Source organism: Streptomyces sp. NPDC039462, from assembly GCF_055639375.1.
The window spans coordinates 535655-549154 of sequence record NZ_JBVKAO010000002.1 but is presented as its reverse complement, the minus strand read 5'-3'; the positions used below and the strand labels follow the sequence as shown (position 1 = coordinate 549154).

General features: G+C 73.9%; 8 protein-coding genes. 5 read left to right on the top strand and 3 right to left on the bottom strand.

Translation table 11 applies throughout. The features are described 5' to 3' along the window. Positions 1 to 21: 21 nt before the first annotated feature. Positions 22 to 609, bottom strand: a complete 588-nt coding sequence (locus ACZ7LU_RS13095) for a TetR/AcrR family transcriptional regulator (RefSeq protein ID WP_471916729.1) — start codon at positions 607 to 609, stop codon at positions 22 to 24. A 120-nt stretch (positions 610 to 729) separates the two neighbouring features. Here ACZ7LU_RS13095 and ACZ7LU_RS13090 point away from each other — a divergent pair, with 120 nt between their 5' ends. After that, positions 730 to 1659, top strand: coding sequence for a TIGR03620 family F420-dependent LLM class oxidoreductase (locus ACZ7LU_RS13090; RefSeq protein WP_471916728.1), 930 nt, complete (start codon positions 730 to 732; stop codon positions 1657 to 1659). Between the two features lie 30 nt (positions 1660 to 1689). Here the strand turns inward: ACZ7LU_RS13090 and ACZ7LU_RS13085 are convergent, their stop codons facing one another. Then, entirely contained in the window at positions 1690 to 1872 is a 183-nt protein-coding gene (locus tag ACZ7LU_RS13085; protein ID WP_003961784.1) for a DUF6104 family protein, read from the bottom strand. A gap of 185 nt (positions 1873 to 2057) precedes the next feature. Here ACZ7LU_RS13085 and ACZ7LU_RS13080 point away from each other — a divergent pair, with 185 nt between their 5' ends. From ACZ7LU_RS13080 to ACZ7LU_RS13065, 4 genes are all read left to right on the top strand, one after another. Beyond that, positions 2058 to 2516 carry a CU044_2847 family protein gene (locus tag ACZ7LU_RS13080; protein WP_471119873.1) on the top strand — a complete coding sequence of 153 codons (459 nt, stop codon included), beginning with the start codon at positions 2058 to 2060 and terminating at the stop codon, positions 2514 to 2516. Beyond that, positions 2509 to 4539 (top strand): VMAP-C domain-containing protein, encoded by a 2031-nt coding sequence (locus ACZ7LU_RS13075; protein WP_471916727.1) that lies wholly within the window; start codon positions 2509 to 2511, stop codon positions 4537 to 4539. Before ACZ7LU_RS13080 ends, ACZ7LU_RS13075 begins: the two co-directional genes overlap by 8 nt. A gap of 82 nt (positions 4540 to 4621) precedes the next feature. Beyond that, entirely contained in the window at positions 4622 to 5623 is a 1002-nt protein-coding gene (locus tag ACZ7LU_RS13070; RefSeq protein ID WP_398301102.1) for an AAA family ATPase, read from the top strand. A 4-nt stretch (positions 5624 to 5627) separates the two neighbouring features. Continuing rightward, positions 5628 to 9494, top strand: coding sequence for an SAV_2336 N-terminal domain-related protein (locus ACZ7LU_RS13065; RefSeq protein WP_471916726.1), 3867 nt, complete (start codon positions 5628 to 5630; stop codon positions 9492 to 9494). A gap of 105 nt (positions 9495 to 9599) precedes the next feature. On the opposite strand, the gene ACZ7LU_RS13060 is transcribed toward ACZ7LU_RS13065, so the two are convergent. Then, positions 9600 to 13427, bottom strand: coding sequence for a multifunctional oxoglutarate decarboxylase/oxoglutarate dehydrogenase thiamine pyrophosphate-binding subunit/dihydrolipoyllysine-residue succinyltransferase subunit (locus tag ACZ7LU_RS13060; protein ID WP_468313531.1), 3828 nt, complete (start codon positions 13425 to 13427; stop codon positions 9600 to 9602). Between the last annotated feature and the right edge of the window lie 73 nt (positions 13428 to 13500).

Genomic DNA, 13500 nt, shown 5'->3' with positions numbered 1-13500 from the left:
CGTGTCCGAGAGAGGGATCGGTCAGGGGCGGCGGACCGCGTCCAGGGTCAGGGCGAGGAGGCGGGCCGGCTGGGACGGGTCCGCGGTGGCGTGTGCCGTTGACAGCGCGATGCCCACCACCAGCTGGAGCAGGTCGGCGGCCGTGAGGTCGGGGCGGGCTGTGCCGGAGTGCTGGGCCCGGGCGAGGAGCCGGTGCGCCGCGTCCTGGATCCGCTGCTGGCAGTCGAAGCCCAGGGCGTCCGGCCGCTCCGCCTCCTCGATCAGCAGGGCGCTGCCCAGACCTTGGTGCACGCGCGCGTGGGCCAGGAAGGCGCGCAGCCACTCGGCCAGCGCCTCGTCGGGGGAGTCGGCCGTGAGCAGTTCCTCCGCGCGTGCGCACAGCGCGTCGATGCGGTCCCTGAGCACCGCGGTCAGGAGCGCGGGACGGGTGGGGAAGTGGCGGTAGAGCGTGCCGGGGCCGACGCCCGCGCGGCGGGCGATCTCGTTGAGGGAGGCCTCGGGGCCGGCCTCGGCGAACGCGTCCCGTGCCGCGGCGACGATCCGCTCGCGGTTGCGCCGTGCGTCCGCGCGCGGCTGCCGGTCTGCGGGGGCTTCCCGAGAGTTCGTCATCGGGTCATCCTCGCTTCCCGCGGCGCCGGGGGCTAGTCAAGCGGAGGGGTTCTCCGTATCGTGCCCCGGGTTAAGTGGAGAGGTTCTCCATATCGTGATCCGGGTTAAGTGGGGTGGCGCATGAATGGCAATGAGGTCCTGGCGCGGGACGGGCTCGGACGGGTGGGGGTGTGGACCTTCGCCTTCGAGGGGCACACCGCGCCGCAGGTACGGGAGGCCGCCGCGGAGATCGAAGAGCTGGGCTACGGGGCCCTCTGGTTCGGGGAGGCCTTCGGGCGGGACACCGTGGGGCAGGCGTGGCTGCTGCTGTCCGCGACCCGGCGCATCGTCGTCGCCTCGGGCATCGCCAACATCGCCTTCCGGGACCCGCTGGCCATGGCGGCGGCGGAGCGCACGCTCGGCGAGGCCTTTCCGGGGCGCTATCTGCTCGGCCTCGGCGGTCACCGGGTGGACGACGCCGCCGTCGAGGTCGACGGCTATCGCGTTCCCGCGCGCGGAAAGGCCCTGTCGACCATGCGCGGCTACCTGGGCTCCATGGACGCCGCCCCCGCGCACGGCCCCGCCCCCGACCCCGCCCCGCGCCGCGTCCTGGCCGCGCTCGGCCCGAAGATGCTGGCGCTGGCCGCGGAGCGCACCTGGGGCGCCCACCCGTACTTCGTTCCCGTCGAGCACACCGCGCTGGCCCGCGAGACCATGGGGCCGGACGCGTTCCTCGGCGTCGAGCAGGCCGTGGTCCTCGACACCGACGTCGACCGGGCGCGCGAGGTGGCCGCGCGGCACGTGGCGGGCTACGTCATGAGCGCCCCCCACCAGGCGGCGAACGTGCGCCGCATGGGATTCGGCGACGAGGACATCGCGGGCGGCCGCCCGAGCCGCCGCCTCGTCGACGCGATCGTCGCCTACGGAGACGTCGACGTGCTCCACGCGCGCGTGCGGGCCCACTTGGACGCGGGCGCCGACCACGTCTGCGTACAGGTGCTGACGGCCGATCCCGCCGCCCTGCCGCTGCCGCAGTGGCGGGAGCTGGCCCCCGCCCTGCTCGGCGGATGAACCATCGGCGGATGAACCATCGTCGGGTGACTACTCGTCCTCGTCCTCGTCGTCCAGCCGCGCCAGCCACGTCGCCAGGCGCTCCACCGGGACCTCGAAGTCGGGGTTGAGGTCCACGAAGGTGCGGAGCTGTTCGGCGAGCCACTCGAAAGTGACCTCTTCCTCGCCGCGCCGCTTCTCCAGCTCCTCGATGCCACGGTCGGTGAAGTACAACTGATGCTCCTGTTGCGCACGGGCGGACGGCTGTTTCCGCTTCATGGTATTCCGTGCGCGGGCCGCTCCCACCTGGCCGGTTTCATGCGCCGTTCGAGGGGCGCCTGCAACCATGCGGGCCACTGCCCTCGTCGCAGACCGAGGAGGCGAGGGCGAAGGGTGAGCTGCGCGGAGAGCGGGGGACAGTGGCGGGACATGTCCAGCGGATCGAACTGCCCGGCGGGAAGGTCGTGCACGCGCGGATCGGCGCGTCCGGCCGGCACGGCGAGGACGACGAGGACGTCGGCGTGCTCGACACCGCCGTCGCCCGCGTCGAGGAGCTCGGCGAGCTGATCCGCGGCGTCGGCGGCTCCGTGCTCGACGCCGCGGCGGCGGCCCGGCCCGACGAGGCCAGCGTCACCTTCGGCGTGGAGCTCAGCGCCAAGCCCGGCAAGGTGATCGCCGTACTCGCCGAGGGCGAGGCCAAGGCGTCCGTGCAGGTCACGCTCACATGGCGGCTGGACAGGGACGGAAATGCCCCACGCGACGACGCCGCCACCACCCCGCAGACACCCGCCACCCCGCAGACCCCCGCCACCCCACCAACCCCCAGCACCCCTCCGCCCCCCGCCACCCCACCAAGCCCCGCCACCCCTCATGCCTGAGCCTGCCCCCCGGCTCGACGCCCTCGCGCAGGCCGCCACCGTCCACCTCATGGCGGCGGACGACGACGGCGCGTACGGCACGGAGTCGGCCATGTGGGGGAGCGGCTTCTTCGTCGCGCCCGGATGGGTGCTGACCTGCGCGCACGTCCTGCGGCCGTATCTCGCGAGGGACCGCGGCCGGACGTTCGCCGTGCGCGGCACCGACCTCAACGACGGCATCCCCGTCACGGCCCGCCTGGCGCACTGGCTCATCGGCGACCACGAGCGGGCCGTGCTGCCGCCCGAGGAGGACCTCGCCCTGGTCCGGCTCCTCGACGACACCGTGGAGCACGAGTGCGTGTGGCTCGCCGACCGGGCCGTACGCCCCTTCGGCGACGTCGTCGCGTACGGCTACCGGCCCGACGAGAACGAGAGCAGCGCGGGCGCCAAGCCCTGGAGCGCCGACGCCGAGATCAACGTCCGCGACGACGGCGCCGGGCTGCGCTTCAAGCCCGACATCGCCTTCCCCAAAGGCGTCTCGGGCGGCCCGCTGCTCGACCCGCGCACCGGCGCCGTCGTCGGCGTCATCAAGTCGCGCCGCAGGGAGCGCGACGGCGGCATGGCCGTCGCGACGCTCGCGCTGCGCCAGTTCGGCGACGCCTACCGCGAGGTGACGGCCGCCCACGACCGCTGGCACGGCACGGTCCCGCGCGTCATCACCGGCGACAACTGGATCGACGAACAGCAGCGGCTGCCCGGGACGGAGTGGCGTCCGGGACCCGACCAGTGGACCCCCAAGGACCGCCGCACCGCGCTCGGCCTCCTCGCCCGGCTGCCCCACCCAGGGGCCGCGCCGTCCGTCGCCAAGATCGTGCGCAAGGTGCGGGGGCGCAGGCCGCCCGGCGCCGTGCCCGCGCTGCTCACCTGGCGCGACGGCCACGGACTGCTCTACGACAGCGCCCTGCCCGAGGACGCGCTGACGTTCCTGCACTATCTGCGGCTCGTCGCCGCGTATGTCCGCAGCCGCGGCGGCGACGCGGAACGCCTCGAGGAGTGGGTCGCCGAGCGGCTCAGGGAGGACGACCGCGTCCATCTGCACGCCCTGGTCACCGACGCCCGGCTGCCCGACGGGCTGCTCCCCGACCCCGGCGGCCCGGACCGCGCCGCCGTGCCTTACCCGGGCCCCGGCGAGGGCCCCACGGTCACCGTCCTGCTCGACCCGGTGATCAGCGTGACGCCCGCCCGCTTCCACTGGCAGATCTGGGTCAACCACGGGGAACGGCAGGGGGAGGGGGAGTACGAAGGCGCGTACGGCGACACGGAGCTGGCCGCCGAGGACTACTCCGGCGAGGGCTTCCTGCCCGGGGAGCTCGTCCAGGCGCTGCGCGCGCCCCTCGGCAGGACCCTGCACCGCCTGGACGGCGAGGGACCGCCCGTACCGCTCGAATTCGCCCTGCCCGCCGAGCACTTCGACACGCAGGTCCACCGCTGGCAGTTCGACGACATCGCGAAGCTGTACGCCACCGAACGGCTCGGCACCCAGCGCCGCGTCGTCCTGCGCGACCTGGCGCGCCGCGCCGATCCGGACAACCCCGACTGGCACGACCGCTGGCGGTCGGTCACCGCCGCGCGCGAACTGACGCCCGCGCGCGTACCCGAACGGGACAGCAGGCCGCAGGCCCGGCACTTCCAGAAACTGCCGCACACCGTGATCCCCGTGATGTGCCGGCCCGCCGGACGCGGCGTAGGACGCGACGCGATGAGGCTGGCCCTCGGCAGCGGGCACGGCGTCGTGCTCTGGCACATCGAGGGGCACGCCACCCGCGGCTGCCAGGACGCCTGCGAGGACCTGCACGCGGGCGTGGAGCAGCTGCTCGGCCGGCTCGGCTCGGTCGCCGAGCTCCCCGACCGGATCCGGCACATCCGGCAGGACATCAGCAGCGGCAGGGACGACCGGCACTGGGCGGAACCCCTCGCCCTGCTGTACGACGACCCGCGGCGGCCGCTGCCGCCCGAGGACACGATGCCGGCGGACTCGCCGTGAGGGGGACCCGCGCGGGCACGCGCGCGGTGGCGAGGGCGCGATCGTGGGTACGTTTCCACCGACCGTCGACGAGGAGCACGCAGTGAGCGGATGGTTCATCTACGAGGGGGTCGGTGGTCCGGATCCGGACAGGATCCGACGGCTGCCGGCGCCGCCGCCCTGGCGCGCCTTCGACGCGGAACCGGTGCCGTACGACGTCCCGGACATCGACTCCGCGACGCGCCGGCGCCTCGGCGACAGCAACGTCCCCATGTCCGTGCAGGGCGCCGAGGCCCTCGAACTGATCAACGCCGCCCTCTACCTGCGGCGCCCCCTCCTCGTCACCGGTGAGCCGGGCTCCGGCAAGAGCACCCTCGCGCACTCCCTCGCGTACGAACTGGGGCTCGGCCGCGTCCTGCAGTGGGCCATCGTCAGCCGCAGCGAACTGAAGGACGGCCTCTACACCTACGACGCGATCGGCCGCCTCCAGGACAACCAGCTCGGCCGCGACCACGCCGAGGACATCGGCCGCTATCTGCGGCTCGGCCCGCTCGGCACCGCGCTCATCGCGTCCGACCGGCCGCGCGTCCTGCTCATCGACGAGCTCGACAAGAGCGACATCGACCTGCCCAACGACCTCCTGAACGTCCTGGAAGAGGGCGAGTTCGGCATCCCCGAGCTGGAGCGGATCGCCGACCGGCCCGGCCAGGAGACCGTGCAGGTCCTCACCGACGACGGGCGCCGCGTGCCCGTCACCCGCGGCCGGGTGCGCTGCCGCGCCTTCCCCGTCACCGTCCTGACCAGCAACCGCGAGCGCGAGTTCCCCGGGCCGCTGCTGCGCCGCTGCGTGCCGCTCGACCTCGAACCGCCCCGCGACCAGCGGCTCGCCGCGATGGTCCTCGCGCACTTCGGGACGGGGGCGTACGACACGAACATCGACCTCGTCGACCAGTTCACGGACGCCGAGGCCGACGGCGCGCTGCGCCCCACCGACCAGCTCCTGAACGCCATCTTCCTCGCCCAGCACGCCGCCCGGCAGCACCCGGAGCGGCGCGAGGAGATCGCCGGGCTGCTCATGCGGCCCCTGGACCGCGGGCCGCGGTGACGCCATGACCGGAGCCCCGCACCGCACCGACGCCGTGAGCGACGCGCTCACGGCGCTCGTCGCACGGCTGCGGGACGCCGAACTCGCCCCCACCGCCCGGGAACTGGCCGACTCGCTGTGGCTCGCGGCGCAGGTCGCCGCGGGCGACGACGGGGACGCGGCGGACGCGGCGCGCCGCCCCGAAGCGGACCGGGCGCGGCCCGCGCGGTCCGGCGACGCGTCCGGCGCTGCCGACCCGCACCGCACGCCAGCCCCGCCGGGCCCGCCGCCCCACACGCCGCCCCGCCCCGCGCCCCGCTCCCGCCTCGTCGTGCCCGTCGGGGACGGCGGCGGCCCCGAACGGTCCGGCGGCGTCCCCGTGCAGGTGCCCGCCGCCGCGGTACTGCCCGACCCGCTCGCCCTGCAGCGCGCGCTGCGGCCCCTGCAGCGGTACCGGCCGCCCGCCCGGCCCGTGCCGCGCGCCCTCGACGAACAGGCCACGGCGGAGCGGGCCGCCGACACCGGGCTCGTGGTGCCCGTGCTGCGGCACGCGCGGCGGCGCGAGGCGCGGCTGCTGCTCGTGATGGACCTGTCGACCTCCACGGTCGTGTGGGAGCAGGCTCTCGGCGAGTTACGCCACGTGTGCGAGCGGTCCGGGGCCTTCCGCGAGGTGCAGGTGCAGTTCCTGCACGAGGGCGCGGACGGCCGTCCCGGGTTCGCGGCGACGGCCCGGCCCGGCGCCGCGCTCCAGGACCCCGGACGCCTCAGCGACCCCACGGGAAGCCGGCTCACCCTCGTCCTCAGCGACTGCGCGGGCCCGATGTGGCGCGGCGGGCTGATGCAGCGGCTCCTGTACCGGTGGGGCTCGCTCGCGCCGGTCGCCGTGGTGCAGCCGCTGCCGCAGCGGATGTGGCGGCGCACCCACCTGCCCGCGCGCCGTGGGCACCTGCACCGCTGGGAAGGGCCCGCCGGGCACCTGGAGTTCGAGCCCGCGGGCGGCGGTGGCGCGCGGGCCCGGGCGCCGCGGGGCATCCCCGTGCCGGTGCTCGCCCTGCGCCGGTCCTCCGTGGAGGGCTGGGCCAGGCTCGTGTCGGGCGCGACCGGGCAGTCCCTGGAGGCGGCGGCGGGCCTGGCCGAGGCCGGGCACGGGCCGTCCGCCGCACCCGTGCGGGCCCGGCAGGAGGTCGGCGGCAGGGAACGGGTGCGGGCGTTCCGGCGCACGGCGTCGCCCGCGGCCTGGCAGCTCGCCGTGTATCTGTCGGCGGTGCCGACGATCCTGCCGGTGATGCAGCTCGTGCAGCGCGCGATGCTGGCGGGCAGCGGGCCCGAGGTCCTCGCCGAGGTGCTGCTCGGCGGGCTCCTGAAGCGCAGCGAGCGGGACGACGACCCCGAGGTGCTCGCCTACCAGTTCCTCGACGGCGTCGAGGAGGAGCTCATCGGGCACCTCGCGCCGGACGACGCGCGGCTGTTGCAGAAGCACTGTTCGGACTATCTGGAGCGGCGGTTCGGCCGCAGTGTCCACAACTTCCCCGCCACGGCGGTCGCGCTGCTCGGCGACGCGGGGGAGCCCGTGCAGCCGCCGGGCACCGGCGGCCAGGCGGACCACCCCGGCCTGCGGGCGTTCGCCGAGGTGTCCGGGGAAGTGCTGCGCCGGTTCCTGCCGAGGACGCGGACGGAGGTCGGCCAGGACCTCGACGGGAGTGACGCGGCGGCACTGCGGGCGGCGGCCCGCGCCGCCCGCGAGCGGTACGCGCAGGGGCGGCAGGCGCGTGAACTGGACCGCGCCGTCGACCTGTTGGAGGCGGCGGTCAGGGCCGCGCAGGCCGGTGCGGGGCGCGACGCCGTCCTGGCCGAGCTGGGCGAGACGCTGTTCCTGCGGTGGACGGCGCGGCGGAGCGTGGCGGACCTGCGCGAGGCGCTGCGCGCCGCGGCCACGATCGCCGACCGGCCCCCGCAGACCCGGCTCCTCCTCGGCGCGGTGCTCATGGAGATCGCCGAGGAGGTGGAACGCGCGGGCACGGCCGCGGCCGCGCTGCCCGACGAGGTGCGGGGGCGGGCGGCCCGCCTCGCCGGCGGCCCGCCGCGCGGCCCCCGCGGGACGCCCGGGGCGCTCTGGGCCGAGTACCTCCTCCTGAACGACGCGGCGGCCGAACTCCTCCCGATCCCCGCCCACATCGGCGACGACCCGTCCCACCCGGGCTGGCCGGCCCAACGCGCCCTGGCGGAGACACTGGGCCGCCTGGCGGTGGTGGCGGCGCGATTGGTGGAGGGCGGCGTGCGGGTCGGGGGCGCGGGCCAGGAAACCGGCTCACGTTCCGGTGCCGCCCCGGACTCGGGCGCGACTTCCGGGGGCCAGGGCTCGGGGGCGGGTCCCGATGGTGCGCCGAGCTCGGGCTCGGCCTCCGGTGCCGTTTCCGGCGGCGTTTCCGGTGGGCAGGGGTCCGGGGCCGGACAGGACGGTCGGGCGGGTCAGGGCCTATGGGGTGCGGCGGTGGCCGGGTCGGGGCGTGGTGGGGTGTTCGGGGGGCGCGTCGTGGAGGGCGGGCCCGGACGCGGGGGGCTCGCGGACACCTTCGGGGGCGCGTCCGGCGGGGTCCCGCGCGTCGACTTCAGCGGCGGGGTCTTTCTCGGGCCGACGGCACGTGGCGCGGGTGCGGGCGCGTCCGGCACCGCGCAGCGCACCGAACCCCACCCGGGCCGCCTCGACCTCGGCGACGCCGCCTTCCACGGCTCCACGCTGGGGCGGCCCCGCCACGGCGTGGACGGCCCCCGGCCGCAGGACGTGTACGTCGACTTCATGCGCCGCGCCGTCGACACCACCGGCGTGCTGACCCTCGGCCCCGACCCGGCCGACGGGTTCCTGCTGCGGGGGCGGCTGCGCAAGCGGCTGGCGCGGCACTGCACGGGGCGGGGCGAGATCGCGCGGGAGGGCGGCGACCGGGGCGCGCCGGACGGCACCGCCATCGCCGCCGACGCCTGCGACGACCTCCAGGAGGCTCTGGCGCGCGGCACGTTCGCCGCCGACGAGCGCAGCCTGGCCTGGCTGGACCTCGCGGAGGCGCTGCAGCTCGCCTGGTGCCACGACGCCGACGAGGGCGGGCAGCGGCTCATCCGCACCGCCCTGGAAGAGGCCCTCGAAGCGGCCGACGGGGACCACGGGCTGACCCTCGCCTGTCACGTGCGCGGCGCGGACGTGTACTGGGCGCGTCACCTGGCCACGGGCCTGCCCGTCCACCGCCAACTGGCCATCGAGGGCTGGACGAAGGCCCTCCCCCTGACGTCGCGGGACGATCCGAGCCGGGTCGTGCTGATGTCCCGGCTCGGCACCGCCCTCGCCCAGCGCGGCGTCGCGACGGCCTCCGTGGCGGACACCGACGACGCCGTACGCCAGCTGCGCGAGGCCGTCGACGCGACGCCGCCGCGCGACCCCGGCCGGGACGAGCGCCGGATGCAGCTGGCCAACGCGTACATCGCCCGCTTCCACGTCCAGCAGACCCTCGCCGACCTCCACGAGGCCGAATGGCTCCTGGGCGCGGTCGCCCGCAATGTCACGGACCCCGTGCTCGCCGCGTACTGCCGGCTGCGGCGCGGCGAGGTGGCCGCGCAGATCTTCGCCCGCACCGGCCTCTCGGCACAGCTCCACCGGGCGGCCGAGTACTACCGCGAGGCGGCCGGGACGGCCGTGGCCGCCGGCGAACCGTCGCTCGCCGCCGAGGCCCACCAGGCGTACGCCGAAGCCCTCGAAGAACTCGGGGAGTTCGAGCGTGCGCTCGCGGAGTACCGCAAGGCCCGGCGGCTGCTCCCCGAGTACGGGCCGCGCGCCACCTACGTCCGCGCCGACGCGATCCGCGCCGCCGTCACCCGCCTGGAGGCCCGGCTGGCCGGAGCGTGACCGTCGGCCGCGGGCGAACAGCTCACCGCCGCCGAACGCGGGCGGGCCCGGCCCCGAGTCCATGGAACTCGGGCCCGGGCCCGCCTCACGTACCGGCCGCGGGGCTTACGCCTCGAAGACCTCGGTCAGCAGCTGGTCCTGCTCGGCCTGGTGGCGCTTGGCCGAGCCGACCGCCGGGGACGAGCTGTGCGGCCGCGAGATGCGGCGCAGGCGCTCGCCGTGCGGGATGTCCGCGCCGACCGCCAGGTCCAGGTGGTCGATGAGGTTGAGGGCGATGAAGGGCCACGCGCCCTGGTTCGCCGGCTCCTCCTGCGCCCACAAGTACTTCTCGGCGTTCGGGTACTTGGCGATCTCCGCCTGGAGCTCCGCACCCGGCAGCGGGTACAGGCGCTCGATGCGGATGATCGCCGTGTCGTCGGCGCCGCGCTTCTGGCGCTCCGCCTCCAGGTCGTAGTACAGCTTGCCGGAGCAGAAGACGACCTTGCGGACCGCCGACGCCTCGACGTGGCTGTCGCCGATGACCGGACGGAAGCCGCCCGTCGTGAACTCCTCCGTCTTCGAGGCCGCCGCCTTGAGGCGCAGCATCGACTTCGGGGTGAAGACCACCAGCGGCTTGTGGTGCGGGTTGTGCACCTGCCAGCGCAGGAGGTGGAAGTAGTTCGACGGGAGGGTCGGCATCGCGACCGTCATGTTGTTCTGCGCGCACAGCTGGAGGAAGCGCTCGATGCGGGCGGACGAGTGGTCCGGTCCCTGGCCCTCGTAACCGTGCGGCAGGAGCAGCGTGACGCCCGAGTGCTGGTTCCACTTCTGCTCGGCGGCGGAGATGTACTCGTCCACCACCGTCTGCGCGCCGTTGACGAAGTCGCCGAACTGCGCCTCCCACATGACGAGGGACTCGGGGCGGGCCAGCGAGTAGCCGTACTCGAAGCCCATCACCGCGTACTCGGAGAGGAGCGAGTCGTAGACGTTGTAACGCGCCTGGTCCTCGGAGAGGTACATCAGCGGCGTGTAGTCCTCGCCCGTCGCGCGGTCGATGAGGACCGCGTGGCGCTGGCCGAACGTGCCGCGGCGGGAGTCCTGGCCCGACAGGCGGACCGGGGTGCCCTCGAGGAGCAGCGAGCCGATGGCGAGGGTCTCGCCCATGCCCCAGTCGATCGTGCCCTCTTCGACCATCGTCGCGCGGCGCTGCAGCTGCGGGAGCAGACGCGGGTGGACGGTGACCCGGTCGGGGATGTTGACCTGGGACTCGGCGATCCGCTTGACGACCTCCTGGGAGATCGCGGTGTCGACGTGCACCGGGAACTCGGCCTGCGGGGCCGGCACATCGGCCTGCGCGGGCTGCGAGACGGCCTCGCGGACCTCGGTGAAGACCTTCTCCAGCTGGCCCTGGAAGTCCTGCAGCGCCTGCTCGGCCTCTTCCAGGGTGATGTCGCCGCGACCGATGAGGGACTCGGTGTAGAGCTTGCGCACCGAGCGCTTCTTGTCGATCAGGTCGTACATCAGCGGCTGCGTGAACGCCGGGTTGTCCGACTCGTTGTGCCCGCGGCGGCGGTAGCAGATGAGGTCGATGACCACGTCCTTGTTGAACGCCTGGCGGAACTCGAAGGCGAGGCGCGCGACGCGGACGACGGCCTCGGGGTCGTCGCCGTTCACGTGGAAGATCGGCGCCTCGATCATGCGGGCCACGTCGGTGGCGTACATGGACGAGCGCGACGACTCCGGGGCGGCGGTGAAGCCGACCTGGTTGTTGATGACGATGTGGACCGTGCCGCCCGTGCGGTAGCCGCGCAGCTGCGACATGTTGAGCGTCTCGGCGACCACACCCTGGCCCGCGAAGGCCGCGTCACCGTGCAGGGCGACGGGCAGGACCGTGAAGTCCGTGCCGCCCTTGTTGATGATGTCCTGCTTGGCGCGGACGATGCCCTCGATGACCGGGTCGACCGTCTCCAGGTGGGACGGGTTGGCGGCCAGCGAGACCTTGATCTGCTCGCCGTCGAGGCCGGTGAAGGTGCCCTCGGCGCCCAGGTGGTACTTCACGTCGCCGGAGCCGTGCATGGACTTGGGGTCCATGTTGCCCTCGAACTCGCGGAAGATCTGGGCGTACGACTTGCCGACGATGTTGGCGAGCACGTTGAGGCGGCCGCGGTGGGCCATGCCGATGACGACCTCGTCCAGGCGCGCCTCGGCGGCGCTGTCGAGCACGGCGTCGAGCAGCGGGATGACGGACTCGCCGCCCTCCAGGGAGAAGCGCTTCTGTCCGACGTACTTCGTCTGGAGGAAGGTCTCGAAGGCCTCCGCGGAGTTCAGCCGGCGCAGGATGCGCAACTGCTCCTCGCGCTCGGGCTTGGTGGCGTGGGTCCGCTCGATGCGGTCCTGGAGCCACTTGCGCTGCTTCGGGTCCTGGATGTGCATGAACTCGACGCCGGTGGTGCGGCAGTACGAGTCGCGCAGCACGCCGAGGACGTCGCGCAGCTTCATCATCGACTTGCCGGCGAAGCCGCCGACCGCGAACTCCCGCTCCAGGTCCCACAGGGTGAGGCCGTGCTCGGTGATGTCCAGGTCGGGGTGCTTGCGCTGCTTGTACTCCAGCGGGTCCGTGTCGGCCATGACGTGGCCGCGGACGCGGTAGGAGTGGATCAGCTCGAAGACGCGGGCGGCCTTCGTGACGTCGTCGTCGTGCGAGGCGTCGATGTCCTTGAGCCAGCGGACCGGCTCGTAGGGGATCCGGAGCGCCTTGAAGATCTCGTCGTAGAAGTCCTGCTCACCGAGGAGGAGGTTCGCGACGATCCGCAAGAACTCGCCGGAGGCGGCGCCCTGGATGACCCGGTGGTCGTAGGTCGACGTGAGCGTCATGACCTTCGAGATGCCGAGCTTGTTCAGGGTGTCCTGGGAGGTGCCCTGGAACTCCGCGGGGTAGTCCATGGAGCCGACGCCCATGATGACCGACTGGCCGGGCATCAGGCGCGGGACCGAGTGGACGGTGCCGAGGCCGCCGGGGTTGGTCAGGGAGACCGTGACGCCGGTGAAGTCCTCCATCGTCAGCTTGTTGTCGCGGGCGCGACGGACGATGTCCTCGTAGGCCTGCCAGAACTCGAAGAAGTTCAGGGTCTCGGCCTTCTTGATGCCCGCGACGACCAGCTGGCGGTCGCCGTTGGGCTTCACCAGGTCGATGGCGAGGCCGAAGTTGATGTGCTCCGGCTTGACCAGGGTCGGCTTGCCGTCCTTCTCCTGGAAGGAGTAGTTCATCGACGGCATGGCCTTGATGGCCTGCACCATCGCGTACCCGATCAGGTGCGTGAAGGAGATCTTCCCGCCGCGGGCGCGCTTGAGGTGGTTGTTGATGACGATGCGGTTGTCGAAGAGCAGCTTCACCGGGACCGCGCGGACCGACGTCGCCGTCGGGACCTCGATCGAGGCGTTCATGTTCTTCGCGACCGCGGCGGCGGGGCCGCGCAGCGTCACGTACTCGGGACCGGCCGGAGCCTCGGTCGCGGGCTCCGCCTTGGCGGCGGGCTTCGCGGCCGCGGGCTTGGCAGCGGCCGCGGGCTTGGCGGCGGCCGGCTGCGCGGCGGGAGCCGGAGCGGCGGCCGCGGGCTTCGCGGGAGCGGCCGGTGCCTGCGCCTGGGGAGCGGCGGGCGCGGCCTTGGCCGGAGCGGCCTCGGCCGGCGGCGCGGCGGGAGTGGTGGCCGCGGCCCCCGCGGCCGCGTCACCCGCCGGCTTCACCGGAGCGGTGGCTACGGAAGCGCCCGCTCCTGGCTTGTAGTCGGCGAAGAAGTCCCACCAGGCTCGGTCGACCGAATTCGGGTCCTGGAGGTACTGCTGATAGATCTCGTCGACGAGCCACTCATTGGGACCGAAGGCAGCAGCAGGGTCCTTGCCCTGCCCGTCTTGGTCGGTCGAGATGCTCGAGTTACTGGGGGACTGTGGCGACACGGCGGTAACCGCCCTCTTCCGCTTCACAAGGTGATGGACAGCGGAAATAAAGGCTACGCCTCCGAAGCCGCGA